Source organism: Xanthomonas cannabis, from assembly GCF_040616535.1.
GTDB classification, from domain to species: Bacteria; Pseudomonadota; Gammaproteobacteria; order Xanthomonadales; family Xanthomonadaceae; genus Xanthomonas; species Xanthomonas cannabis.
The window spans coordinates 3,244,829-3,271,074 of sequence record NZ_CP136580.1 but is presented as its reverse complement, the minus strand read 5'-3'; the positions used below and the strand labels follow the sequence as shown (position 1 = coordinate 3,271,074).

At 66.1% G+C, this 26,246-nt stretch carries 22 protein-coding genes; 14 read left to right on the top strand and 8 right to left on the bottom strand.

The window, feature by feature from the left end; translation table 11 throughout:
* Positions 1–75 precede the first annotated feature (75 nt).
* On the bottom strand, positions 76–1,623 hold the full coding sequence (locus RZV17_RS13915; protein WP_355609388.1) for a diguanylate cyclase domain-containing protein: 1,548 nt from the start codon (positions 1,621–1,623) through the stop codon (positions 76–78).
* 211 nt (positions 1,624–1,834) lie between these two features.
* Between RZV17_RS13915 and RZV17_RS13910 the strand changes: the two genes are divergently transcribed.
* The 8 genes from RZV17_RS13910 to RZV17_RS13875 all read left to right on the top strand — a co-directional run bounded on the left by RZV17_RS13910 (position 1,835) and on the right by RZV17_RS13875 (position 11,483).
* The gene (locus RZV17_RS13910; protein WP_355604291.1) at positions 1,835–2,842 is read left to right on the top strand and encodes an NAD(P)-dependent alcohol dehydrogenase; all 1,008 of its coding nucleotides are present in this window, start codon (positions 1,835–1,837) and stop codon (positions 2,840–2,842) included.
* Positions 2,843–3,249: 407 nt separating this feature from the next.
* Positions 3,250–3,900: an aldehyde dehydrogenase iron-sulfur subunit PaoA gene (gene paoA, locus RZV17_RS13905; protein ID WP_355604288.1), complete on the top strand. Its 651-nt coding sequence runs from the start codon at positions 3,250–3,252 to the stop codon at positions 3,898–3,900.
* On the top strand, positions 3,897–4,847 hold the full coding sequence (locus RZV17_RS13900; RefSeq protein WP_349776117.1) for a xanthine dehydrogenase family protein subunit M: 951 nt from the start codon (positions 3,897–3,899) through the stop codon (positions 4,845–4,847). The genes paoA and RZV17_RS13900 overlap by 4 nt, the downstream gene beginning before the upstream one ends.
* A 1-nt stretch (position 4,848) precedes the next feature.
* Entirely contained in the window at positions 4,849–7,056 is a 2,208-nt protein-coding gene (paoC, locus tag RZV17_RS13895) for an aldehyde oxidoreductase molybdenum-binding subunit PaoC (RefSeq protein WP_355604284.1), read from the top strand.
* Positions 7,053–8,066, top strand: a complete 1,014-nt coding sequence (locus RZV17_RS13890) for an XdhC family protein (protein WP_355604281.1) — start codon at positions 7,053–7,055, stop codon at positions 8,064–8,066. Before paoC ends, RZV17_RS13890 begins: the two co-directional genes overlap by 4 nt.
* A gap of 473 nt (positions 8,067–8,539) precedes the next feature.
* Positions 8,540–9,148 carry a nucleotidyltransferase family protein gene (locus tag RZV17_RS13885; protein ID WP_166749019.1) on the top strand — a complete coding sequence of 203 codons (609 nt, stop codon included), beginning with the start codon at positions 8,540–8,542 and terminating at the stop codon, positions 9,146–9,148.
* A 531-nt stretch (positions 9,149–9,679) separates the two neighbouring features.
* Positions 9,680–9,895, top strand: a complete 216-nt coding sequence (locus RZV17_RS13880) for a hypothetical protein (RefSeq protein WP_039414022.1) — start codon at positions 9,680–9,682, stop codon at positions 9,893–9,895.
* 337 nt (positions 9,896–10,232) lie between these two features.
* Positions 10,233–11,483 (top strand): DUF819 family protein, encoded by a 1,251-nt coding sequence (locus tag RZV17_RS13875; RefSeq protein WP_355609385.1) that lies wholly within the window; start codon positions 10,233–10,235, stop codon positions 11,481–11,483.
* 135 nt (positions 11,484–11,618) lie between these two features.
* On the opposite strand, the gene RZV17_RS13870 is transcribed toward RZV17_RS13875, so the two are convergent.
* Both RZV17_RS13870 and RZV17_RS13865 read right to left on the bottom strand, forming a co-directional pair.
* Complete coding sequence (locus tag RZV17_RS13870) at positions 11,619–12,815, bottom strand: XVIPCD domain-containing protein (RefSeq protein ID WP_355604276.1); 1,197 nt, start codon at positions 12,813–12,815, stop codon at positions 11,619–11,621.
* Positions 12,816–12,851: 36 nt separating this feature from the next.
* Positions 12,852–13,661: an ankyrin repeat domain-containing protein gene (locus tag RZV17_RS13865; RefSeq protein WP_199680038.1), complete on the bottom strand. Its 810-nt coding sequence runs from the start codon at positions 13,659–13,661 to the stop codon at positions 12,852–12,854.
* Between the two features lie 193 nt (positions 13,662–13,854).
* Between RZV17_RS13865 and RZV17_RS13860 the strand changes: the two genes are divergently transcribed.
* The gene (locus tag RZV17_RS13860; RefSeq protein WP_355604272.1) at positions 13,855–14,559 is read left to right on the top strand and encodes an HAD family hydrolase; all 705 of its coding nucleotides are present in this window, start codon (positions 13,855–13,857) and stop codon (positions 14,557–14,559) included.
* 1,173 nt (positions 14,560–15,732) lie between these two features.
* Here RZV17_RS13860 and RZV17_RS13855 read toward each other — a convergent pair.
* Both RZV17_RS13855 and RZV17_RS13850 read right to left on the bottom strand, forming a co-directional pair.
* Positions 15,733–15,957 (bottom strand): YbdD/YjiX family protein, encoded by a 225-nt coding sequence (locus RZV17_RS13855; protein WP_005926176.1) that lies wholly within the window; start codon positions 15,955–15,957, stop codon positions 15,733–15,735.
* Positions 15,957–18,029: a carbon starvation CstA family protein gene (locus RZV17_RS13850; RefSeq protein WP_355604269.1), complete on the bottom strand. Its 2,073-nt coding sequence runs from the start codon at positions 18,027–18,029 to the stop codon at positions 15,957–15,959. Before RZV17_RS13850 ends, RZV17_RS13855 begins: the two co-directional genes overlap by 1 nt.
* A 226-nt stretch (positions 18,030–18,255) precedes the next feature.
* Here RZV17_RS13850 and RZV17_RS13845 point away from each other — a divergent pair, with 226 nt between their 5' ends.
* Positions 18,256–19,113 (top strand): pirin family protein, encoded by an 858-nt coding sequence (locus RZV17_RS13845; RefSeq protein WP_355604266.1) that lies wholly within the window; start codon positions 18,256–18,258, stop codon positions 19,111–19,113.
* 33 nt (positions 19,114–19,146) lie between these two features.
* Positions 19,147–19,581, top strand: coding sequence for an OsmC family protein (locus tag RZV17_RS13840; protein WP_166743037.1), 435 nt, complete (start codon positions 19,147–19,149; stop codon positions 19,579–19,581).
* 287 nt (positions 19,582–19,868) lie between these two features.
* Here RZV17_RS13840 and RZV17_RS13835 read toward each other — a convergent pair whose 3' ends face one another.
* The 3 genes from RZV17_RS13835 to nfi form a co-directional block, all read right to left on the bottom strand.
* A complete protein-coding gene (locus RZV17_RS13835) occupies positions 19,869–20,330 on the bottom strand; it encodes a hypothetical protein (protein ID WP_184555383.1) in 462 nt (153 codons plus the stop codon).
* Positions 20,331–20,576: 246 nt separating this feature from the next.
* Positions 20,577–21,467, bottom strand: a complete 891-nt coding sequence (locus tag RZV17_RS13830; protein ID WP_355604261.1) for a pirin family protein — start codon at positions 21,465–21,467, stop codon at positions 20,577–20,579.
* A gap of 145 nt (positions 21,468–21,612) precedes the next feature.
* Positions 21,613–22,320 carry a deoxyribonuclease V gene (nfi, locus tag RZV17_RS13825; RefSeq protein ID WP_355604259.1) on the bottom strand — a complete coding sequence of 236 codons (708 nt, stop codon included), beginning with the start codon at positions 22,318–22,320 and terminating at the stop codon, positions 21,613–21,615.
* Between the two features lie 103 nt (positions 22,321–22,423).
* Here nfi and gpmA point away from each other — a divergent pair, with 103 nt between their 5' ends.
* The 3 genes from gpmA (at position 22,424) to RZV17_RS13810 (ending at position 26,025) form a co-directional block, all read left to right on the top strand.
* Positions 22,424–23,173, top strand: coding sequence for a 2,3-diphosphoglycerate-dependent phosphoglycerate mutase (gene gpmA, locus RZV17_RS13820; protein WP_047697473.1), 750 nt, complete (start codon positions 22,424–22,426; stop codon positions 23,171–23,173).
* Positions 23,174–23,321: 148 nt separating this feature from the next.
* Positions 23,322–23,639, top strand: a complete 318-nt coding sequence (locus RZV17_RS13815; protein ID WP_355604256.1) for a hypothetical protein — start codon at positions 23,322–23,324, stop codon at positions 23,637–23,639.
* Between the two features lie 283 nt (positions 23,640–23,922).
* The gene (locus RZV17_RS13810; protein WP_355604253.1) at positions 23,923–26,025 is read left to right on the top strand and encodes a M13-type metalloendopeptidase; all 2,103 of its coding nucleotides are present in this window, start codon (positions 23,923–23,925) and stop codon (positions 26,023–26,025) included.
* The last annotated feature ends 221 nt before the right edge of the window (positions 26,026–26,246 follow it).

The following is a 26,246-nucleotide window of genomic DNA, read 5'->3' as shown; positions in this document are numbered from 1 at the left end:
TCACCAGCTGGCGGGACGGTTCGCCGTCCAGCAGCGGCTGAAGTCGTCGGCGAGGCAGACCGGACTGGCGCCTGACTACGCCGATGTGCGATCCCGCCCGCTCTGCTTGGCACGGTAGAGCGCCGAATCGGCGTCGTGCACGATGGCATCCGGCGTCTGCGGTGTTTCGCCCGGTTCGAAGGTCGCGGCGCCCACGCTGACGGTGACATGCGCGCTGGTCGGGCTGGACAGATGCATCAGGCCCAGACCGGCCACGGCGCTGCGCACGGCATCGGCCAGGCGCAACGCGCCGGCGGCATCGGTATGCGGCAGGATCATGCCGAACTCTTCGCCACCGTAGCGTGCCGCCACGTCTTCGCTGCGGCGCGAGCAGGCCGCGATGGCGCCGGCAATCAGGCGCAGGCAAGCATCGCCATTCACATGGCCATAGGTGTCGTTGTAGAGCTTGAAGTGGTCCACATCGATCATCAGCACCGATAACGGCGACTGTAGGTGCACGGCTTCGCGCAATGCTTGCGACAGGCGGTAGTCGAACGCGCGCCGGTTGGCGATGCCGGTCAACGCATCCACCCAGGCCTCGGAGCTGAGCTTGGCCTCGTTGCGATGCATGCGGCGCAGTTGCAGGTCCAGCCAGATGCCCACGCCCAGCAGCACGATGCAGCCGAGTGCGGCAATCACGATCCGCTGGGTTGCTGCCTGCCGCCAATTGGCCAGCGCATCGTCCACCGACACACCGGTCAGCACGGTCAACGGATACGGGCGCGCCGGAGCGAAACTGGAGATGCGCTCCACGCCGTCGATCGGCGAACGATAGGTCGCAGTGCCGTGCTTGCGTGCGCGCATGGTGACGTAGATCGAGGTGCCCGCGATCGAGGTGCCGATGACGTCCTGTTTGTCGGGCCGGCGTACCAGCACGATGCCATCGTCGTTGGTCATGCCGATGGTGCCATTCGGGCCGACTTCGAAGGTGCTGTAGTAATGCTGGAAATACTTCAGCTGCAGCGTCACCAGCACCACACCGGCAAATTCGCCATCGCTGTCGTTGAGCCGGCGACTGAGGGTCATCACCCAGCTGCCATCAGAACGGCTCCGCACGGGTGGGCCCACCAGCGACAATGCATCGCGGTGGTCGCGGTGATATCTGAAATAGGCGCGGTCGGCGTTGTTGTGGGTGCGGGGCGTGCTGTCCAGCGATGAGCTGACCCAGCTGCCATCGGCCGCATAGATGAAGATGCCATGCAGGCGGTCCGAGCGCCTGGCCTCACGGACCAGAAACTCGTGCATCGCCGAGTGCGCGCCGTTGTTGCCTTGATCGTGTTCGACCCGCGAGACCAGGCCCGACAGCACCGCATCGGCGATGGACAGGGTGTCGCTGGCATGCTGGGCCAGCGAATTGGCCAGATTCAACGACTGCGCCTCGGCGCTGCGCAGGGCGCTCGCGCGCTCCTCGTGGATGGACCAGTACTCCGAACCGAGCAGCAGTAGCCACGAAATGGTCAGCACGAAGTGCAACGCGATGCGTTGTGCACGTTGGCGCCACCGCTTGGTTGTTGACGTCACTGTGGCTACCTGTATGGACACCAGGGCGATGCAACCGGTGTGCCAGGCTACGCGTGGCCGCAGTGGCAACCGTGTGCAGCCGCGCAGCCACAGTGCCGATCTGTGATTGGCAGCGCACTGCTGCGCTGCAGCCCGCTTGCCGTGTGCGGCCGTCGCGCGGTGGTGCTGCATCAGCGTCCGGCGTGACCGCGTCGCGATGCAAGCCAGCTCGACTGCATCCGCATCACGTTGTGCGTGGTATCCCGGGAGTCGATTCGTTATCCGAGGAGCTCTCATGCGCGCCATTCGTCTCTCGCAACCCGGCGGTCTGGATGCATTGCAGTCGGTCGATGTGGCCGACCCGGGGCAGCCCGCACGCGGACAGATCCGTGTGCGTCTGCATGCCAGTTCGCTCAACTTCCACGACCTGGGCATCGTGCTTGGCCAGATGCCGACGGCGGACGGACGCATCCCCATGTCCGATGGCGCCGGGGTGATCGAGGCGGTCGGCCCGGACGTCAGCGAGTTCGCGGTGGGCGACCACGTGGTGTCCACCTTCTTCCCGTCCTGGCTGGACGGCGAGCCGCTGCATGCGGGCTTCGCCACCACTCCGGGCGACGGGGTCGATGGATACGCGCGCTCGGCGGTGGTCACCGCTGCGCACGCGTTCACCCATGCGCCTGCCGGCTACAGTCATGCCGAAGCCGCCACCCTGACCACGGCCGGCGTCACCGCCTGGCGCGCCCTGGTAGCCAATGGTGGCCTGAAGGCGGGCGATACGGTGCTGGTGCTGGGCACCGGCGGCGTATCGATCTTTGCGCTGCAGTTCGCCAAGGCCATGGGCGCGACCGTGATCGCCACCTCGTCCTCGGACGAGAAGCTGGACAAGGTGCGGGCGCTGGGCGCCGACCACCTGATCAATTATCGCCAGCATGCCGAATGGTCGAAGCAGGTGCTGGAGATCACCGACGGGCGTGGTGTGGACCATGTGGTCGAGGTCGGTGGGCCTGGCACGCTCGCGCAGTCGATCCGCGCGGCGCGTGTGGGCGGGCACATCGCCTTGATCGGCGTATTGACCGGCGCCGCCGGACCGGTGCCGACGGCGGAGATGATGGGCCGCCAGCAACGTCTGCAGGGGCTGGTCGTGGGCAGCCGCCGGCATCAGCAGGCGCTGGTGCGGGCGCTCGACAGCTTGCCGCTGCGTCCGGTGATCGACCGGGCCTACACACTCGACGACATCGGCGAAGCATTCGCCTTGCAGAAGTCCGGAGGCCATCTGGGCAAGATCGTGCTGGAGTTCTGACGCCGTGGCCCACCCGGCGATGCCGGCTCACTCACAGCGGAGCCGGCACGCTGATAAAACGCACACTGCGTATTGCATCACAGCATCAGGACCGCGAAGCGCAGCGAAGAATGTCTGCGGTGCTGCAGCGGCCCGCGTCGATGGCTCCAACGCCGTCGACGCTGAATGACGCGGCTTCATCGTTGCATGCAAGGCGCAGCGCCCGCGCATGCGCTGGCGCTGCGCCGTGATGAGCACGTTCCATGGATGTATGCAGACGCAACATCACTGCAGTTTGTATGTGCCGGCACTGGACCGATCGTTTTCTGGAGTGTGAGCAACAGGCGTCGGTACTCACGCGCTTGTGACCGGCGGCGCTGCACATTGCTAAAGAACTGAATAAGCCAGCATTGTTGGAGATGCCAGCCATGAGAGATATCAAGATGACCCGTCGCGGGGTACTGATCGCTGGCACGGCGTCGGCAGCCAGCGTTGCCGCAACCCAATCGATGGCCGCCACTGCCGCCACTGCCATGTCGCAGCGGCAGGCAGTCGAGCCGGCCAACGCCTCCAGTCAGGTTGCCTTCGAGGTCAACGGCAAGCCGGTGACGCTGACCCTGGATAACCGCACCACGTTGCTGGACGCACTGCGTGAGCATCTGCAGCTGACCGGCACCAAGAAAGGCTGCGATCACGGCCAATGTGGCGCGTGCACGGTCATCGTCGATGGGCAGCGCATGAATTCCTGCCTGTCGCTGGCGGTGATGCATCAGGGCGCCAAGGTCACCACCATCGAAGGCCTGGGTACACCGGACAAGCTGCATCCGATGCAGGCGGCCTTCGTCAAGCACGACGGCTACCAATGCGGCTATTGCACGCCCGGCCAGATCTGCTCGGCAGTGGCCGTGCTCGACGAAGTGAAGCGCGGCATCCCCAGCCATGTCACTGAAGACCTCACCGCCAGGACCCGGCTGACCACGCCGGAACTGCAGGAACGCATGAGCGGCAACATCTGCCGCTGCGGTGCGTATTCCAACATCGTCGATGCGATCAACGATGTCGCAGGAGACCGCGCATGAAGGCTTTCAGTTACGAGCGCGCCACCTCGCCTGCGGATGCGGCCGCCAAGGCGGCGCGGCAGCCTGGTGCGAAGTTCATCGCCGGCGGCACCAACCTGCTGGATCTGATGAAGCTGCAGATCGAAACCCCGTCGCATCTGATCGATGTCAACGGCTTGAGCCTGGACACCATCGAGGCCACGCCCGATGGCGGCTTGCGCATCGGGGCCCTGGTGCGCAATACCGACCTGGCTGCCGATGCACGTGTGCGCCGCGATTACGCGGTGTTGTCGCGTGCGTTGCTTGCGGGCGCGTCGGGCCAGTTGCGCAATCGCGCCACCACGGCCGGCAACCTGTTGCAGCGCACGCGCTGCCCGTATTTCTACGACACCAATCAACCGTGCAACAAGCGGCTGCCTGGCAGCGGGTGCGCGGCCATCGGCGGCTTCAACCGGCAGTTGGCCGTGATCGGTGCCAGCGAGGCCTGCATCGCCACCCATCCCAGCGACATGGCCATTGCCATGCGCGTGCTGGACGCGGTGGTGGAGACGGTCCGTCCGGATGGACAGACGCGCGCGCTGCCGCTGGCCGATTTCTATCGCGCCCCGGGCACCACACCGCATCTGGAAACCGTCCTGGAGCGCGGCGAACTGATCACCGCGGTGACCCTGCCCAAGCCGCTGGGTGGAACGCATGTATATCGCAAGGTGCGTGACCGCGCCTCGTATGCATTCGCGCTGGTTTCGGTGGCCGCTGTCGTGCAGCGCGACGGCAGCGCCCGCGTTGGCGTGGGCGGCGTGGCGCACAAACCCTGGCGCAGCGAAGCGGCCGAGGCGCAGTCGCGGCAGGGCGCACGTGCCATCGCCGCTGTGCTGCTGGACGGCGCACAGCCCACCGAACACAACGCCTTCAAGGTGCCGCTGGTCGAGCGCACCCTGACCGCGATCCTGGCCGACACGAGGGCCTGATATGAAATTTGACACTCCCGCCGGTACCAACCCCATCGATCAACTCAAGCTCGTCGGCAAGCCCGTCGACCGCATCGACGGGCCGCTCAAGACCACCGGCCAGGCGCCGTATGCGTACGAGCACCACGACCTGCCCGGACATGTCGCCTACGGGCACGTGGTGGGCGCCGGAATTGCCAAGGGCACCATCCGCAGCATCGATCTGAGCGCTGCACGCACGGCGCCGGGCGTGCTTGGCATCATCACCGCGCAGAACGCCGGCAAGCTGCAGAAGGGCAAGCGCAACACGGCCAAGCTGCTGGGCGGGCCGGAGATTCAGCACTACCACCAGGCGATTGCAGTGGTGGTGGCGGGAACCTTCGAGCAGGCACGCGCCGCCGGCCAGCTGATCAAGGTGGACTACGGCCGCCATGTCGGTGTGTACGATCTGGACAAGGCACGCGACAGCGCAAAGGTCACCAAGGCCGGCGGCGCGCCGAACAGCGATGTCGGCGACTTCAACGGCGCGTTCGCCGCTGCGCCGGTGCAACTGGATGCCGAATACACCACGCCGGACCACTCGCACGCGATGATGGAACCGCACGCCTCGATCGCGATGTGGGAAGGCGACAAGCTCAGCGTGTGGACCTCCAACCAGATGATCAACTGGGGCGCTGGCGATCTGGCCACCACGCTTGGTATCCCGCGGGAAAACGTGCGCATCATGTCGCCTTATGTCGGCGGCGGGTTTGGCGGCAAGTTGTTCCTGCGCGCCGACGCATTGCTGGCATCGCTGGCGGCACGCGAGGTCGGCCGCCCGGTCAAGGTGATGCTGCCGCGGCCGTTGATCGCCAACAACACGACCCATCGCCCGGCCACGGTGCAGCGCATCCGCATCGGCGCCGAGCGCAACGGCAAGATCACGGCAATCGGCCACGACAGCTGGTCTGGCGATCTGCCCGATGGCGAGCCGGAAATCGCCGCCGCACAGACGCAGCTGCTGTACGCAGGTGCCAATCGCCTGATCACGACCCGGCTGGCGGTGCTCGACCTACCCGAAGGCAACGCGATGCGCGCCCCTGGTGAGGCGCCAGGCCTGATGGCGCTGGAAATTGCCATGGATGAAATGGCCGAGAAGCTGGAGATGGATCCGGTTACCTTCCGCGTCGTCAACGACACCCAGGTAGACCCGGAAAATCCGCAGCGCCCGTTCTCGCAGCGGCAGCTGGTGAAGTGCCTGGAGGACGGTGCCAAGCGGTTCGATTGGTCAAGGCGCAAGGCCAAACCGGCTGCTACCCGTGACGGGCGCTGGTTGGTCGGCATGGGCGTTGCCGCGGCGTTTCGCAACGCGCCGGTCATGACCTCGGGCGCGCGCATGCGGCTGGAGCAGGGCGGCCGCGTGGTGGTGGAAACCGACATGACCGATATCGGTACAGGCTCCTACACCATCATTGCGCAGACCGCCGCCGAAATGCTCGGCGTGCCGCTGAACTGGGTGGACGTGCGCCTGGGCGATTCCAGCTTCCCGGCATCGGCCGGTTCCGGCGGCCAGTGGGGCGCAAACAGTTCCACCGCCGGCGTCTATGCGGCCGCCGTCAAGCTGCGCGAGGCCATCGCCACGCGACTGGGCCTGGACCCGGCCAAGGCCGAGTTTGCCGATGGCCACGTGCGTGCCGGCGGCAAGCGCATCGCGCTTGGCGATGCTGCTGCCAACGGTGCGTTGGTGGTGGAGGACAAGATCGAGTTCGGCGACCTGGCCAAGCAGCAGCAGCTGTCGACCTTCGGCGCGCACTTTGTCGAGGTGGGCGTGGATGTCGCCACCGCCGAAGTGCGCATCCGGCGCATGCTCGCGGTATGCGCAGCCGGACGCATCCTCAACCCCAAGTCTGCGCGCAGCCAGGTGATCGGCGGCATGACCATGGGCGCGGGTGCGGCATTGATGGAAGAACTGGCGGTGGACAAGCGCTTCGGCTTCTTCGTCAACCACGACCTGGCCGGCTATGAAGTCCCGGTGCATGCGGACATCCCGCATCAGGACGTGGTGTTCCTGGAAGAGAGCGACCCGATGTCGTCACCCATGAAGGCCAAGGGCGTGGGCGAGCTGGGGATCTGCGGCGTGGCAGCGGCGATCGCCAACGCGATCTACAACGCCACCGGCGTGCGGGTGCGTGATTACCCGGTCACGCTGGAAAAGTTGCTGCCGCATCTGCCTGCGTTGCTGCGCGCGTGAGCGCAGTCGTCGCTCCGGTCACGCATGTCACGCCGGCCGAATCGGCGTGGCCGGCGTGGCCGGGCTATGCACTGCACGACGATCTTTTGCCGGTGTTAACCGCCTGGCATCGCGCCGGGCAGCGCGTGGCGATCGCCACGCTGATCGACGTGCAAGGCTCCTCGCCGCGCCCGCTGGGCAGCGAGATGGCGATCGGTGCCGATGGCCGGGTTGCCGGGTATGTGTCGGGTGGATGCGTGGAGGCGGCAGTGGCGCACGAGGCGATGGCGGCCCTGCGCGACGGGCAGCCACGCTGGCTGGATTATGGCGAGGGCAGTGAGGTGCTGGACATCCAGCTCAGCTGCGGTGGCCGTATCGGTGTACTGGTCTGGCCGGTGCCCGATCTTGCCGAGCATCTGGCGCGCTGGCGCAACGCGCGCCAGCATCGTCGGGCATTCCATGTCGCGCTGGATCGCACCAGTGGGGCAGTGCGCTATCCCGCCACTGCGCACGAGGTACGTCCCGGCGAGTTCGTGCGCGTGCATCGCCCACCGTTGCGGCTGGTGGTGGTCGGTGCGGATCCGGCGTTGCTGGTGTTGATAACACTGGCCAGCCAGATGGGCATCGAGCTGCGTGTGCTGCGACCGCACGGCCCGGGCGAGCCGCCCCCCGGCCTGGCGACCGAGCACTACGACCGCCGCGCGCTCGGCGATGCCTTGAACGACGTCCAGCTGGACGCAAGCACTGCCTTGTACAGCCTTGCGCACGACAGCGCGATCGATGTGCAGGTGGCCAGCCGTGGTCTGGCATCGGAGGTGGCGTGCATCGGCATCCTGGGCAGTCGACATAAACGCGAACAGCGTCTGCAGGCATTGCGCGCACTTGGGCACGACGATGCGGCGCTGGCACGCCTGCGCCTGCCTGCTGGCTGGCGCATGGGTCGCTCCTCGCCGCACACCATTGCGCTGGGCATCATCGCCGAGGCAACACAGGCGGTGGCGGATGTGCGGGCGGGTGTGGTGGCGGGGTAACTTGTTGCGCTTCGACGCGTCGGGCGACCTGGCCTGGCGGCAACCGTGGTTGTGCACGATCCATGGATCACATGTCCCCCTATTGCAGATCCTGCACCTGGCGGATGAGCGCTCCTCGATCCCATCACCGGCGATCGCCTGAACGCCACGCGCGTTCGATCAGCCAGGCACGAGCTGCGTCGATGCGTGGGGCAATCGACGCGGCCAATGCCGCAGCAAACAGCGCGCGCACAGCACGCAGTCACTTCGCACGCACGGTCCGGCTTCTACGCTGGGGTCGTCTCCACTCCGTACGACGTCGCCATGTCACCAGCTCCTCGTTATGACGACGCATTGCGCAACAGGGTCGATGCCGTACCGTCCCAGCCGCCGCATGCCCATCCCTCCCGCGCATGCGCACGCGCCGCCGCGTCGATCACCCAGGTGCAAGCACGTCCATCTCGCGGGTCGTGCGCAACACCGAGCGTGAGCCGATGAGTGGCGATCACGCCGCATTGGTATTGGCGGCCGGGGCTGGCAGCCGGCTGGGACGATCCAAGCAGTTGCTGCGGCGCGATGGCGAACCGCTGCTGCGTCGCGCCGTACGCATCGCGCTGCAGACCGCGCCGCGCCGCTGCGTGGTGGTGTTGGGTGCGGATGCGGAAGCACTTGCCGACGTGCTGCAGGGGCTGGAGGTGGACGTGCTGGTGCACGCCGGGTGGGCCGCCGGCATGGGTTCCAGCCTGGCGGCGCTGCGCCAGCATGTGCAGGGCGACCCCGACGTGCGCCGCAGCCTGATTCTGGGGTGCGATCAACCGGCGCTGGACGCACCGCACCTGCGCGCGCTGCTGGAAGAGGCCGACCGAGCGACCTCGGGCTGCGCCACCAGTGGCTACGCCGGCGTGCGCGGCATTCCCGCGGTGGTGACCCACGCGGCCTGGGCCGATGTGCCACTGCAGGCCGACACCGGCTTGCGTGGCCTGTTTGCGGGTCTGGATGCGCAAGCGCTTGGCTGCGTCAGCGCCCCGGCGCTGGCGCTGGATGTGGACACCCCGGTCGATCTGGTCGCCGCACAGCAACGGGGTTGGATCGACCGGGAGTGAGACGCGATGACGGGTATCGCCTGGCGCGATCGGTCAGCCTGCGACGCACCGGGCCGATGGTCGTCGCCGCCTCAGGACCACAGCACCAACGCTTCCCTGATCACCAGGACATAGCCCAGCACCATCGCGGTCTTGACCGGAAACTGGAATTTTCTGAGCAGATACATGCCGACCCCTTCCCCAAGGATGTGTCCAAGCGCCCCTGCAACTCCTGCTGCATCGCCCGCGCCCTGGTGACGGGCTGTGACGATGTCCTCACTGCTTTTGGCGGAATGTAGCGGCGGGCGTCACCGGTGTCACGTGAGAATTTTCCTACCCGGGTGCCAGTGTCCGCCTGACAGTGCCGTCATTCCCAAACCTGCATGCTGCCTATGCCAAACGCGGGGCCCTCGGCCACTCTCCCGCGGCCCCTTGAGTAAGGGCATGTTGGCGTGATCGCAGCCGTACGACGTCCCCGATGTCGGTGCCGGGCGCCTTGATGCGCTGCAGTGCACCACTGTTCCAGCGCAGCACCTACCGGCCGGAGGCCACATGGACGAGTCCCGTTATGTCGTACGCATTCATCCCGAGCAGGGCGGTTGGTGGGTCACCCGCCCGCAGTGGTCGCCGCTGCGCTACCTGCGCGAGCAGGGCGCGCTGGAAAACGCCGAACTGATGGCCAAACTGCATTGCCTGACCACCGGCCAGCCGAGCGGCGTGGTGCTGAATACGGCCGACGGCGAGCGCCTGGTGCGACGTTACGGCTGAGCTTCCAACCGTAGGTCTGCAGCGCTCATCGTTGCCGGCCTGTTCGCCAGGTGCCATCCGCGGCAGTTGCAGTGGGTCGCCACCGCGATTGCCGCCAGAGCCGGCGGTGGCGTCGCCGGTGTGCTGATCAACGTCGTTGCGGATCCGGGCGCTGCCATTGGCCGCCATGGGGCACCAGCCGCGATGACCGCCGGAATCGCACGGCTGATCACCGCGGTCATGCGCCCGATCTGACCCACAGGGTTTGCGCGACCGCCATGGTCGGCTAGATTCGTCGTCGTCGGCCGCTCCCGGTTCGATCCGCATTGGCGGCCCCTTGTCCGGATATCTGCCTGCGGTGACTGCGCCTGCTTCTGCCCTGATTCAAAACGATATCGTCGTCTTTGGTTTGATCGCCGCCACGCTTGGCGCAGTGTTCTGGACGTCGTCGCGCGAGCAGGGCCCGTGGCGACGGTTTTATTCCGTCGTACCGGCGTTGTTGCTGTGCTATCTGCTACCGGGCATCTACAACACCGTGGGCCTGATCGACGGCGCCACGACGCGGCTCTACAACCCCATCGCCCGCGACGTGTTGCTGCCGGCGGCGTTGATCCTGCTCACCCTGAGCATCGACCTGCGCGCGATCCTGGGGCTGGGGCCCAAGCTGGTCGCCATGTATCTGGGGGCGTCGCTGAGCATCATGCTGGGCGCAGTGGTGGCGTTCTGGGTCATGGGCTGGCTGCACCCGGCCACCGTGGCAGGCGATACCTGGGCAGGCATGGCGGCGCTGGCCGGCAGCTGGATCGGCGGGGGCGCCAACATGCTGGCGATGCGGGAAGTGTTCAACGTGGACGCCACCACCTTCGGCCAGTTCGCGGTGGTCGATGTCGGTGTCGGGTATGTCTGGATGGCGGCGCTGATCTTTCTGGCCGGGCGCGCCCGGACCATCGATGCGCGCAGCGGGGCGGATACCCGCGCGCTGGATGCCTTGCAGGAACGCATGGCGCGCTTTCAGGCCGAGCATGCGCGTATTCCCAGCCTGACCGACTTGATGGTGATCGTGGCGGTGGCGTTCGGTGGGGTCGGCCTGGCGCATGCGCTGGCCAACCCGCTGGCGGCGTGGTGCAAGGCGCAGCTGAGCTGGGCCAGCCAGTTCAGTCTGGACACGTCCTTTGTCTGGGTGGTGGTTCTGGCCACCAGTGTGGGGTTGTCGTTGAGCTTCACCCGCGCACGCAACCTGGAGGGCGCCGGTGCGTCCAAGATCGGTTCGCTGCTGCTGTATTTCCTGATCGCCTGCATCGGCATGCAGATGGATCTGCTGGCGCTACTGGATCGCCCCTGGCTGTTCCTGCTCGGCCTGATCTGGATCGCCGTCCACATCGCACTGCTGTGGGGCCTGGGCCGCTGGCTGCGGGTGCCATTCTTTTATTTTGCGATCGGTTCGCAGTCCAACATCGGCGGTCCGGCCTCGGCGCCGGTGGTGGCCGCTGCCTTCCACCCCGCATTGGCGCCGGTGGGCGTCTTGCTGGGCACGATGGGCTACGCCACCGGCACTTACCTGGCGTACCTGGTCGGCATCACGCTGCGAGCGATGGCCGGGGCAGGGTAGCGGTGATCGGCCGATGGTCCGGCCGACCTAGCGTGGCAGGGTCAGCGCATGCGGCATGGAGATCTCTCTGCATGCCACTGCCGTTGTCTGCACCGCAGGCGGCTGTGTGCCGCCTGCGGTATGGCGGGGCGCGGATTACTGCTGCATGACGCGGCGCTGTTCTTCCTGCTGTTGCGCAGGCGGGTGGGCATGTTGCTGATTTTGCTGCTGCAGCTGACTGACATTGCCGTGCGCGGGTTCGTGTGCGGCCGAGGCGGTCTGGACATGGCTACGCAAATGCGCCGGGTCGTCCATGCGCCCCTGCACCGCGATCAGGCTATCGCCATTGCGGTTGGGCACCAGATGGTCGATGCGTTGCAGGCCGTCGCTGCCTGCGCGTGCAGCCACACTGGCGGCCGTGTTGATAAACGCCGTGTCATCGCGCAGCCCCAGCCGGTCGCGATGGCCATCCAGCTGCACCACCGCGTCGTTGAACAACTGACTGCCGGGCTGCAGCGGTGCGGCCCGCGCCTGGTCGGGCGACTGCATGTCCTGCGCCTTGATCACCGAGTCCATGCCGTGCAGATCCAGGCGATGCTTGAGCATCAAGCCGGGCACCAGACGCTGGCCGAACGATAGCGGGTCCGGTTCCGGCAACTCGATCTGGTGGCCGGCCGCGTCGGGCATCGTCCACTTCAGCGGAATGCTGTCTTCCTGCAGGTGGGTCAGGATTTCGTTCTTGACGTGGTAGCCGCGGATCAATTCGCTGCTGGCGTAATCCTTGGCTGCCGACGCATCCAGGCCCGCGCGTTCGAGCGTGCGGTCGTTGACGCCGGCGGCGTTGTACGTCACTGCGGGAATGTCGTTGACCATGGCCGACGCCGCGGCCAGTCCGCCGCCCAGTGAATGCCCTGCGATGACCACCTGGTCGCCGAATGCCTGCCTGGCCTGGCTGCCCAGCTGGATCGCCGAGGCATATTGCGCATCGTCAAAGCCCAGGCCCTGGCCGATGTTGTGCTTCCAGTCCTTGCCTTCGTCGGTGCCGCAAAAGCCGAGCACGACCTGGCCTTGATCGTTGCGATAGAACGCGGCATCGAAGCCGCTCTTGGCATCGTGCAGCAGCGCCGGGTCGATACCGGCCTGCTGCAGCGCGCTGTCGTCCATGCGCGACCAGCCATTGGCCAGCGGGGCGAAGGTTTCGGCGCCGCCTTCGCGGCGCTGATTGGCGGTGCTGTAGAGATCTTGCAGCAGCTCCGGAAACTGGCGGTCTTGCGGCTGCGGTTGTTGACCCCGCATCGACTCTGCGAAGGGAGTGGTTGCAGCGGTGGAAGATGTGGGTTCTGACGGGCTCATGCGCGGCTCCTTGCGTTCGTCGTACGGAAAGCGCGCTTAGCGGCTGCTTTCCACGGGAATGTTGTGGGCGCTCAACCACGCGCGCACGTCCGATCTGACCTGTTGGCCGCTGGCATTGAGCAAACGATCCGGCGTGGTGAAAAAATATGCCTGGAAAGTTTTCTGCTGTGCATTGCGCAGCGTGGGGTCCACGCCGGCCTTGAGCAGCTGCAGCACGGCCGGGCTGGCGGCGCCGCTCTGGGCGGCCAGGTGCAGCAGGCTATTGCCGGTATGGTCGACGCGCTGGACGTCGGCGCCGGCGTCCAGCAGCAGGCCGATCTGCGCATCGCGCTTGCTCTGCACCGCACGGAACAGCGGCGTCCAGCCGGCACGTGCACTGACCACATCGATCGGTGCCTTGTGCTGCAGCAGAATCTTCAGATAGTCCGGGTCCTTGGCCATGGCAGCCATGTGCACGACCGTTTCCTGGTCCATGCCCGGCAGCGATGGGTCCGCGCCTGCGTCGAGCAGGGCCTGCAGTGCGCGCGGTTGTTCGTTCCAGATCGCCCATTCCAGCAGGGTCACCTGTTGATCGCCGTGTGCGGCCAGATCGACGGTGGGGGCGAGTGCCTTGATACGAGCGACGTCGCCCTGCGCGATGGCGTTGGCGATGTCGGTCAGGGCTGGGTCGCGGAAGGCGACGGTATGGTCCTGCAGCGTAGCTGACATGGTGGTTTGCTCCTTGGCACCGGGTGAGGCGGTGCATGAGACCGCGAAAAACGAGGTCGCAAGAACGAGCAGGGTGGGGAATCGCGTCTTCATCGAAATCTCCTTGTCCTGATCGCATTCCTGGTGGCGCCGCAGCACGTCCCGCTGCAGCGCGGCCGATCCTACCAGCTGCAAAAATCGGGCGCGGTAAGATTTCGTGACATGGCTGAGGCCGTGCATGGGTGGTCCAGCCTGCTTGGTCATACGTTTGCCTCTTTCGCAGTCGTGCGATTGCTGCCGTCACATGCACGTGCATGGCACCACAGCCGGCGGTCACGCCACGGCCCGCATAATGGCGCTTTGCGAGCAGATGGGTGCAATGGTCTACGAGCTACTGATCAGTGATTGCGATGGGGTTCTTGTCGACAGCGAGATACTGGCCGACCGGGTGATGCGCGAGGCGCTGGCAGCATTCGTGCCGGCCGAGCCGTTGGAACATCTGCTGGAAAGCACCTTCGGGCAAACCACGCGCGAGGTATTGCGGCGCGTGGAAGAACGCTTTGCGCTGCAGTTGCCGGAGACCTTGCTGGCGCAGATCCAGGCGCGCAGCGAGGCACTGATCCAGGCGGAGGTGCAACCCATACCCGGTGTGCGCGAGGCGCTGGAACAGATTCCGCTGCCGTTGGCAGTAGCGTCCAACAGCCGCCGCCACAACGTGATCGCATCGGTGGAACGGGCCGGGCTGACCGCGCGTGCGGCGGGGCGCGTGTTCAGTGCCGACATGGTGGAGCGGCCCAAGCCGGCACCGGATGTCTATCTGCTGGCAGCACGTACGGCAGGGGTGGCGCCGGAGCGCTGCCTGGTGATCGAAGACAGCCCCACCGGCGCGACGGCGGCCGTGGCGGCAGGCATGCAGGTACTTGGGTTTATCGGTGCCAGCCACATTCCGCCTGGCCACGGTGACACCCTGCGCCGCCTCGGTGTGCTTGAAGTGTTCGACGAAATGCGTCATTTGCCTGCGTTGTTCGCACGGCTGGCGCAAAGGCGCGCCGGTTGAGTGAAAGGCCCGGTGAGTAGGGCGCAGGCAACGCGCAACGTTGCACTCTGCAGCTGACCTGCTGCTCTGTACCTGATCTGCCGGTATCGAGCAATCAGGTCAAGACTCCTGCACTGTGCGTATTGCGATCACTTGGCTGTCTTCACGTCTGGTCGAGGGCGCGGCGCCCTCACCGCTCGCGGGACACGCCGTCAACCCGTCCATGGGGGCTCGGTGGCGGCATCCATGCCGCCACACGGTCCCGCAATCGGCGAGGACACCACGCCAGACAGTTGGCCGGTGGTTTTGTTGAAAAGCAAAGGCACCGCGTCGCAGCTTGCTAGTTGCTGTTGAAATCCATGCACACCGACCATCTCGACTGGTCCTTGCCCGCCCTCCGTCGCGGGACCCTTGGCGGCATGGATGCCGCCACGGAGCTACATGGACGTACTTGCAGCGTGTCCTGCGATGGTGGGCGGGCAAGGGCCCTGCAGCAGGGCACAGATCATCCGCTTTGCGCCTGATTTGTCCGTCTTGAGCAATCAGGTCGAGACGCCTTCGCTGTGCATATTGCGATCACTTGGCTGTCTTCAAATCTGGTCGAGGGCGCGGCGCCCTCACCGCTCGCGGGACACGCCGTCAACCCGTCCATGGGGGCTCGGTGGCGGCATCCATGCCGCCACACGGTCCCGCAATCGGCGAGGACACCACGCCAGACAGTTGGCCGGTGGTTTTGTTGAAAAGCAAAGACACCGCGTCGCAGCTTGCTAGTTGCTGTTGAAATCCATGCACACCGACCAACTCGACTGGTCCTTGCCCGCCCACCGTCGCGGGACCCTTGGCGGCATGGATGCCGCCACGGAGCTACATGGACGTACTTGCAGCGTGTCCTGCGATGGTGGGCGGGCAAGGGCCCTGCAGCCAAGTCACAGCGTCGAGGGCGCGGTGCCCTCACCGCTTGCAGGACACGCTGTGAATCCGTGTGCTCCGCGATGGTGGGCGGGCACGGGCCCTGCAGCAAAGCCGCAGCTTCGAGAGCGCTCTGCAACCGACCTGCCGCGCGACCCAAGCGCGCCAAAAACCAGGCACTCTCGCATCTCCAACAAAGCAACAGGGCGCGATTTGCATCGCGCCCTGTTGCTTTTCAACGTCTTGTTTGACCGGTCAACCGATCGCGAATCGATCAATCAACAATCAGCAACAGCGAAACCCGCTCTTGCCGCCGTAGCGTGCATCCTGCCGCTCGCGGAAGAAGGCGGGATAGTCCATTACCGGCTTGTCCGGATGTTTTTCCAGCATGTGGCGCACGTAGTTGTCGTAATCGGGAATGCCGCAGCACAAGCGCGCGGTCTGGATCAGGCGCCGCCAGATGCGGCGGTGCACCTGATATTGGCTGGCCAGAACGAGTTGGGTCCCCATTACAGATCCGCCATCTGGTGTGGCTGCAAGGCCACGTACGGCGTTTCACGGTCGCTCCGCTGCGGATTGCGGCGTGCGGCGATGATCGTCTTGATTGCGTACACAAGGATCGAAGCCACCACGAACAGGAACAGCACCGTCAGCCCGGTGTTGACGTAGGCGTTGGTGACGATCTGCTGCATCTGTGGCACCGTTTTGGCCGGTGCGGTGATGGTGTTGCTGGCGATGGCGGCCTGGAACTTGTGCGCCTGCGCCAGGAAACCCTGCGCCGGGTTGCTATCGAAGATCTTGATCAACCCCGCGTAGGTCGTGCACAGCAGCAGCCACAGCGCCGGCACGATGGTGACCCAGGCATAGCGGTCGCGCTTCATCTTGAACAGCACCACCGTGCCCAGCATCAGCGCGATACCGGCCAGCATCTGGTTGGAGATGCCGAACAACGGCCACAAGGTCTGGATGCCGCCGAACGGATCGATCACCCCGGTGTAGAGCAGATAGCCCCACAGTGCCACGCACCCGGCGGTGGCGATGATGTTGGCGGTCCACGATTCGGTCTTTTTCAGCGCCGGGATGAAGTTGCCCAGCAGGTCCTGCAGCATGAAGCGCCCAGCGCGCGTGCCGGCATCCACTGCGGTCAGGATGAACAAGGCTTCGAACAGGATGGCGAAGTGGTACCAGAACGCCATGGTGTCTTCGCCTGGCAGCAACTGGTGCAGGATCTGTGCGATGCCCACGGCCAGCGTGGGTGCACCGCCGGCACGCGCCAGGATGCTGTGCTCGCCGATATCGCGCGCGGTGGCCTCCAGCACTTCGGGAGTGATCGCAAAGCCCCATTCGGACACCTTGGCCGCGACCGCCACCGTGTCGGTGCCGACCAGCGAGGCCGGGCTGTTCATCGCGAAGTAGATGCCGGGCTCGATGATCGAGGCGGCCACCAGCGCCATGATGGCCACGAACGATTCCATCAACATGCCGCCGTAGCCGATGTAGCGCATGTGGCCTTCATTGGCGAGCAGCTTGGGCGTGGTGCCGGAGGCGATCAGGGCATGGAAGCCGGACACTGCACCACAGGCAATCGTGATGAACAGGAACGGGAAGATGCCGCCCTTCCACACCGGGCCGTCGCCAGTGGACGCGAACTGGGTCAGCGCCGGCATCTTGAGGTCCGGCATCACCACAAGAATGCCGATGGCCAGGGCCAGGATGGTGCCGATCTTGAGGAAGGTGGACAGGTAGTCGCGCGGTGCCAGCAGCAGCCACACCGGCAGCACCGAGGCGACGAAGCCGTAGCCGATCAGCATCCAGGTGATCTGCTTGGCAGTGAAGGTGAAGGCAGGGCCCCAGGTCGGGTCGGCGGCGACCTTGCCACCCAGCCAGATCGCGCCCAGCAGCAGGATCAATCCCACCACCGAGATCTCGCCGATCTTGCCGACGCGGACGTAGCGCATGTACACGCCCATCATCAGCGCGATGGGCATCGTCGCAATGACGGTGAACATGCCCCAGGGGCTTTCGGCCAATGCCTTGACCACCACCATCGCCAGCACCGCCAGGATGATGATCATGATCAGGAACGCGCCGAACAAGGCGATGGTGCCGGGCACCTGGCCCATCTCTTCGCGCACCAGATCGCCCAGCGAGCGCCCGTTGCGGCGGCTGGACAGGAACAGCACCACGAAGTCCTGCACTGCACCGGCAAACACCACGCCCACCACCAGCCACAGCAGCCCGGGCAGGTAGCCCATCTGAGCGGCAAGCACCGGGCCCACCAACGGCCCGGCGCCGGCAATGGCGGCGAAGTGATGGCCGAACAGCACATGCTTGTTGGTGGGCACGTAATCCAGGCCGTCGTTGTTGGCGACCGCCGGGGTGGCGCGGGTGATGTCCAGCTGCATCACCTTGTCGGCGATGAACAAGCTGTAGAACCGGTAGGCGATCAGATAGATCGACACCGCTGCCACCACGATCCACAACGCGTTGATGTGCTCGCCACGCCGCAATGCCACGGTACCCAGGCAGAACGCGGCCAGCAGCGCCAGCGCGCCCCAGGCCAGCTTCGAGAACCCTTTCATGCATATCCCTCAGGAACGATTCACTCAAGGGTCCCCCCGTGCCCGCCTGCGGTCAATGGCAGGGGTCAGCGGCGGGGTAAAACTTTGGTCGTAGAGTTGCCTGCATGCGGCGCTGGCGGCGCCAGCGGGACAGGCGTTTGGAACGATCGGTTGCAACGGCCGCGGTTGGGCGCCGCATCCCGCGCACCCATGATTGGCGCACGACACCTTGCACAGGGACACTGCCATGAGCACTACCACCACCACCGCGGCGCATGTGCTGCGCACCATCCGCGGCCAACCGACCTCCGACGGCGCCGGCGTCAAGCTCACCCGCGTGATCGGCACCCAGCAGCTGCCGGAGCTGGACCCGTTTCTGATGCTGGACGAGTTCGGTACCGAAAAGGCCGAGGACTACATCGGCGGCTTCCCCAGCCACCCGCATCGCGGCTTCGAGACGGTGACCTACATGCTCGACGGGCGTATGCGGCACAAGGACAACCACGGCAACGAAGGCCTGCTGACCCCGGGCAGCGTGCAGTGGATGACCGCCGGGCGCGGCCTGATCCATTCGGAAATGCCCGAACAGGAATCCGGGCGCATGCGCGGCTTCCAGCTGTGGGTGAACATGCCGGCGCGCGACAAGATGACCGACCCCAGGTACCAGGAATACGCGCCGGACCACATTCCGGTGGCGCACCCGGCGCCCGGCGTCACGGTCAAGGTGATAGCCGGAGCGGTGGGCGATGTCGTCGGCCCAATCGTGCAGCCTGCGACCAGTCCCGTGTATCTGGATATCGCCTTGGAGCCGAATGTGGAGTGGGATTACCTGCTGCCCAGCGGGCACAACGCGTTTGCGTATGCGTTCGAGGGCGCGGTGGTCGTGGGCGAGGGCGACGCCTCGCGCCCCTTGCCCGCGCAGGAACTGGCGGTGCTGGGCGGCGGCGAGCGGCTGACGCTGCGCGCAGGGGCGCAGGGCGCGCAACTGATCGTGGTGGCCGGGCGTCCGCTCAACGAGCCGGTGATGCGGCACGGGCCGTTCGTGATGAACACCAAGCAGGAATTGATGCAGGCGTTCGTCGATTTCCAGGAAGGCCGGTTTTGAGCCCAGCCACCTCATCCAGCGCAGGAGAGGGACGTGAGTGATCGCCCGGTCAGCGTCGGCACCACTGCGGTGCCATATACCGTCACCATCCACGACGGCCAGCACCGCTGGCTCGGCGATACCCAGCCGGCCAACGGCGGCGCCGATGCCGGGCCGGATCCGGAATCGCAGGTGCTCGGCGCCCTGGGTGCCTGCACGGCGATCACGCTGTCGATGGTGGCCACACGCAAGCAGTGGCCGCTGACGGCGGTGCATGTGCATCTGCATTACACCCAGCGCGGTGCCGCCGGCACGGCGATCACCCGCGAGATCGTGCTCGACGGTGCACTGGATGACGACCAGCGCGCACGCTTGCTGGAGGTGGCGGACAAGTGCCCGATCCATCGCCTGCTGACTGGCGAAGTGCGCATCGACAGCCAGCTGCAGGCGGCCAGCGTGGGTGACAAAGCAACGACGCTGGCAGGCTGACAAACGCTTGTCAGTCGCCTCGGGGAGGCGGTGACGCGATCGGAATGGAACGCGCGATCGCGACGCTGATGCCGATCGCCAATCGCGGCGCCTTGGTTCAGGGCTGCAGCGGGTAGGTTTTCGCTCGCGCCGGCATGACGCTGGCGCGAAGATGGGGGCACTTGGGGCGATTCGTGGCGGCAAGGCCGGCTGCTGCAGGCCGCCTGATGTGACCTACAGCGCGCCGGGCAAGCCGGCGCGCTGCAAGGTTGCTGTATCGACAGCCAGCAATGCGGCGACGCGCTGCCTCAGCGCTGCAACGCAAGACTGGCCGGCTGCAGATCCATCGACTGCACCAACGACTGCATCGAGGCGAGTTCCTCGGTGCTGGCGCCGTCGATCCACAGCTGCGCATACCGTTTCTTGCCCAGCTCCACCACGGTGACGCGGCGCGATTCCATGCCGGGCATCTCGCGGCCGCCCAGATCGAGCTTGTACCAGTAGAAATCTTCCTGCTGAATCTGGCCCTTTTCGGCGCGGCGGTCGCGTGCCAGCGTCATGGCCGGGTCGCGGGTGGTGAGCATCACGCCCACCACCTGGCGACCGTCGGCCGTCACTGCCTTGCAGACCAGATAGTCGGCACCTGCCAGCTCGTTCCACTGCAGGCCCGAGGCGGGCGGCAGCGGTGGGCAGACCGGCGAGGTCTGGGCGTGGGTGGTCGCGGCGGCCAGCAGTAGGCTCAGGCCGACTAGGCAGGATGCAGACTTCATGCAAGATTCCCCGGGCAGTGGATGATGAGACGGAGCGACGTCGACCCCGTGCCGCTGCATCGCCTCAGGCTCCCCGCCTGGGCATGCCGTCCACTCGACGTGCGCCTACGCCTGCATCACTACCACAGTTTTGCGAGCTGGCTCAAGCCATGTCGCGTGTTGGTGTGGCATGGCCTGTGCGGCAGGGCACTCCCATTGCGAGACCTGGTGACCGGCGGCGAAGCGCACCGTTCGCTGCGCACGGTTTCAAGGGTAATTAACCGGCTTCGGGGCCGGGGTTTCCGGCAGCGGAATGAACTCCTTGTCGTCGCCGGGAATGCTGCCGAAGCGACCGGCCTGCCAGTCGTCCTTGGCCTGCTCGATGCGTTCCTTGGAGCTGGACACGAAGTTCCACCACAGGTGGCGCGGCCCATCCAGCGGCTCGCCGCCCAGCAGCATGGCCTTGAGCGGCGTCCTGGCGCGCAGGCGGCCGCGGGCGCCGGGCGAGGGCACGATCAGGTGGCGCGCCGGTATATCGGCGCCATCCAGCTGCGCCTCGCCTTCCAGGATGTACAGGGCACGCTCGGCGTGGCCGGCATCCAGGTCGATCTCCGCGTCCGGTGCCAGGTCCAGCGCCACATTGAGCGTGCCGCTGAACACCTGCACCGGCGATTCCTCGCCATAGGCGCGCCCGGCGATCACGCGCAACCAGACGCCATCGCGGTGCTGCTGCGGCAGGCTGGCGGCGGCGTGGTGATGGAAGGCCGGCGCGGTTTCTTCGGCCGAGCGCGGGAGTGCGATCCAGGTCTGCATGCCGTGCAGTGCGTGCTGGCGTGCACGCTCGGGGCCGGGCGTGCGTTCGGAATGGGCGATGCCGCGACCGGCGGTCATCCAGTTGACGTCGCCGGGGCGGATCACCTGATCCGAGCCCAGCGTGTCGCGGTGCCCGATCTCGCCGGCCCACAGGAAGGTGACCGTGGCCAGGCCGATATGCGGGTGCGGGCGGACATCGATGCCGTGCTCCGGTTCGAGCACCGCCGGGCCCATGTGGTCGACGAAGACGAACGGCCCCACACTGCGCGCCTGCAAGGTGGGCACGGCGCGGCGCACTTCCAGCCCGCCGATGTCATGTACGCGTGGGGCGATCAGAGTGGTCATGGCGGTGGCTCGTGACGGACTGGGAGCCAAAGCGTCGCATGCACATCAGGCGCTGTGCAGCGCATCGGCCAAGATGGAATGTTCCGTATGCAGGTGATGTCGCTAAGCGCCGCGCGCGAGGTGATGATCACCTATCAGGCGTGCCCTATAGCAGGCGCGTCTGCGTAGGCAGCTCCACCTCGCCACGACGCGAGGCGATGCGGTCGGCCAGGCGTGTGGGTTCGGGCAGGCGATAGGCGCGCAAGGTGCGCATCGTCCAGTCGAGGGCGCCGTGCATGGAGACGCGATGGCCGGGCGAGACGATCAAGGGGTTGCAGCGCGGCTTGCTGCGCAGCGCCCAGCCGATCTGTGCACCGGCAAGCAGGATCGGGCTGTGATCGCCGCGTTCGGGGCCGGGTTCGCTGAAGCTGCCGGCCAGGCGTTGCTTGGCCACGCCGATGCAGGGCAGGCCGGTCACCACGCCGAAGTGCGCCGCGATGCCGAGCTTGCGTGGATGCGCAATGCCCTGGCCATCGATGAAGACCAGGTGCGGCGTGCGCGACAGCAGCGCCAGGGCCTGCAGCAATGCCGGCAGTTCGCGAAAACTGAGCAGGCCGGGCACGTACGGCATCGAGGTGGGCACGCGTGCGACATGCGTTTCCAGCGGCAGCAGCGTGTGCGCATCCAGCAACACCGCGGCCGCACGCGTCGTCTGGCCGTCGTCTTCGAACCCGACGTCGAAGCCTGCAAGCAGCTGCGGCGTTGCGCTCACCTCATCCTGTAGCACCACGCGCTGTGCCAGTTGCTGTTGCAACTGTCGCGCCTGGGTCGTGCTGCCGTCCCAACCGGCGAAGACGGGATCGTTGGTGTGCATGACCACAGCATCGCGTGCGGGCCGTGGCGATCTCGTGCACGCCTGCGATGCACGCGCTGCCGCTACAATCGCAGGCTGATCGGCCCCCAATCGGAGAACCGTAGTGACCCGCAAACTCGTACTGCTGCGCCATGGCCAGAGCCAATGGAACCTGGACAACCGTTTCACCGGCTGGGTGGATGTGGAACTCACCGAGCAGGGCCGCCAGGAAGCGACGGCGGCCGGCAAGCTGATGAAGGACGAAGGGCTGCAGTTCGATGTTGCCCACACCTCGGTACTCAAGCGCGCCATCCACACGCTGCAGGGCGCGTTGAAGGAGCTCGACCAGGACTGGCTGCCGGTGTCCAAGAGCTGGCGCCTCAACGAGCGCCACTACGGTGGCCTGCAAGGCCTGGACAAGGCCGAAACCGCGGCCAAGCATGGCGAGGAGCAGGTCAAGATCTGGCGCCGTTCCTACGACATCCCGCCGCCGGCGATGGACGTCGCCGACCCGGGCCACCCGTGTCACGACCGTCGTTACGCCACGCTCGACCGCAATGCGTTGCCGGGGACCGAGTCGCTGGCAACCACGCTGGTGCGCGTGCTGCCGTACTGGCACGACGCGATTGCGCCGCAGTTGAAGGCCGGGCAGACCGTGCTGGTGACCGCGCACGGCAATTCGCTGCGCGCGTTGTACAAGTACCTCAACGACGTCTCCAACGAGCAGATCCTGGAGCTCAACATCCCCACCGGCATCCCGCTGCTGTTCGAGCTGGACGACAACCTGCAGGTGCGCAGCTTCCGCTACCTGGGCGACCCGGAAGCGGCCAAGCGTGCGGCCGAAGCAGTGGCCAACCAGGGCAAGGCGAAGTAATCGCTGCCGGCGGTTGAAGCGCTGCATGCGTTGCGCGCAGCGCTTGTCGTGTGTAGCACGCCGCCGCAAGAGGCTGCGCGCCGTGGTGAATGGAAGCGGTGCGTGGGCGTGAATCGCGCATGCGCCGCGTTAGTGCAGGCGAGACATGATGTCCGGCAAACGTAGAACCCAGCAGATGACTGCCACTTACTGTCGCGCGTATCTGGTGACCGTGGGGACGTTGTTGGCCGGTGCAAGCGGTGCAGTTGCGGTGTTGACCGGCGCCAGCATCTCCGGCCCCGGGCTGGCACTGGCCTTGCTGATCTGCGTGCTCGGTGCGGTGTTGCTGGCGATGGGTCTGTTCGGACCGGTACGGCAGATGGAAGCATGGGCCGATGCGGCGTCCGGGCATGAGGTCGCCCTGGTGCTGATGGTGTTGGCGTATCCGGTGTACGTGGTGATGGCGCCGTTCTACGCGCGTCGGTAACTGCCTGCGACGGCGCGTTGCGCCGGGATGCAGGGTTGGGTGAAGCAGACGGTCGCGGCGTCAGTGGCAGACGCGCCAGCGGCCTGTCGTTGCAATGACGTTTCTATAAAGCGCGGCAACGGACGTTAGGGTGTTGCGGTGCCGCTGCAATGATCTGGTGTGGCCGGTTGCAGAGCGACTGACGAAGGAGCGCGCGCCTGATGCGCTGCGATTCGCCGGAGGCTCCCGACGGGCTGCCGACTTTTTTCGACCGCGCATGCGCGGTCATGCCTTGGAGAATTCAATGAAGTTGAGCAAGTTCGCCCCGCTATCGCTTGCGGTGGCCATCGTGGTCGCGTTGTCTGCATGCGGCGCCTCCGACGACACTGCCAAGGGGGCGCCCACCACCCCGCAGGCTGCACCGACCAAGGTCGATGTGTCCAAGCTCGACGCGCCGATCGTGGCGTTCGGCAGCGGCGATCTGGATCGTGCCATCAACGCGTGCCAGGACCTCAACGGCTTCGTCAACGCCAAGTGGCTCAAGGCCAACCCGGTGCCATCCGATCGCACCAGCTGGGGCAGCTTCGAAGTGCTGGCCGAGCGCTCGCTGACCATCCAGCACGCGTTGGTGGAGCAGCTGGCGCGCGGCAATCTGTCGGCCGGTTCGGTGGACGCCAAGATCGCCGACCTGTGGCGCACCGGGTCGGACGAGGCGGCCATCGACACTGCCGGCATCACCCCGCTGCAACCGCAGTTGAAAGCGATCGATGCGCTGACCGATGCGCCGTCCATCGCCGCGTGGCTGCGCGACAGCTATGCCAAGGGCCAGGGCTTCATGTTCTCGTTCGGCGCCAATGCCGACTACAAGAATTCCGAGCAGATGATCGCCTATGCGGGGCAGGGCGGCCTGGGCCTGCCCGAGAAGGGCTACTACACCGATCCGGCGCAAGCCAAGATCCGCGAACAGTACGTGGCCTACATCGCACGCGTGCTGGAGCTGTCCGGCATTCCGGCCGCGCAGGCGGCGACCCAGGCCAAGGCGGTCATGGCGTTCGAGACGCGGCTGGCCGCTGCCTCGTTGTCGCGGATCGAACTGCGCGACCCGGCCAAGCGTTACAACCCGGTCGATGTGGCCGGCGCCAATGCGGTGACGCCGCACTTCGACTGGCAGGCGTTCTTCAGCGCGCTCAAGGTGCCGGCCGGCACTTTTTCGCTCAGCCAGCCCGGGTACTTTGCCGAGCTCGATGCGATGCTCGCCGACACCCCGGTGGACACCTGGAAGGCGTATCTGCGCTTCCACAGCGTGGACGAGGCGGCGCCGTACCTGGCCAAGCCGTTCGAGCAGGCCAACTTCGATTTCTATTCCAGGACGCTGCGCGGTCAGCAGGACATGCTGCCGCGCTGGAAGCGCACCTTGAACGCGGTCAACGAGGCCATGGGCGAGGCGCTGGGCCAGCTCTACGTGCAGTCTGCATTTTCCGCCGAGTCGAAGGAGCAGATGCAGCAACTGGTGCAGAACCTGTCGGCCGCGTTGAAGGCGCGCCTGGAAAAGCTCGACTGGATGAGCGCCGAGACCAAGCAGCGCGCGCTGGAGAAGTGGGCCAGTTTCACGCCCAAGATCGGTTACCCGGATCAATGGCGTGACTGGTCCGGGCTGCAGACGCGCGGCGATGGTTTCCTGGCCAACATGCAGGCCGCGCAGGCGTTCAACTATCGCTACATGCTCGACAAGATCGGCAAGCCGGTGGACAAGCGCGAGTGGCACATGACGCCGCAGACGGTGAATGCGTACTACAACGCCACCCGCAACGAGATCGTGTTTCCCGCCGCCATCCTGCAGCCGCCGTTCTTCGATCCCAAGGCCGATCCGGCGCTCAATTACGGCGGCATCGGTGCGGTGATCGGGCACGAGATGATGCACGGCTACGACGACTCCGGCAGCCAGTTCGATGCCAAGGGCAACTTCGCCAGCTGGTGGACGGATGCGGACCGCAAGCTGTTCACCCAGCGCACCGATCAACTGGTGGCCCAGTTCGACGGCTATGAAGCCATCCCCGGCGTGCATGTCAAAGGCAAGCTGACCCTGGGTGAAAATATCGGTGACCTGGGCGGGCTGACGGTGGCCTACGATGCCCTGCAAATGGCGTTGAAGGAACAGCCCGATGCCAACCGGGACATCGACGGCTATTCGCAGGATCAGCGTTTCTTCATGAACTGGGCGACCGTGTGGCGTCGCAACTTCACCGATGGCGAATTGCGTGTGCGTCTGAACACCGACCCGCACGCGCCGGCCAATTTCCGTGCCAACGGTGCGCCGTCGAACATGCCGGTGTTTGCGCAAGCGTTCCAGTGCAAGCCGGGCGACGCGATGGTGCGCGGTGACAAGGCGCGTGTCGCCATCTGGTAGGCGGCCGCTGCACGACTGCGCTCTGCGGCAGCGGGCGCAGTCGGTCATGGTGTGGGTCGCTGCAGTTGCGCGTGGCTGCGTGCAGCTGGGGTGCGTCGAGCGGAACCTGGTCGTGTCGTCCCGGAGGTGCGTTGCCGTTCGGCATGCACGCCGCTTGCGCAGGCGATGCCGGCAATAGCGATCAAAAAAGACCTTGTTTCCCAAGGTTGTCGAGCCCGCTT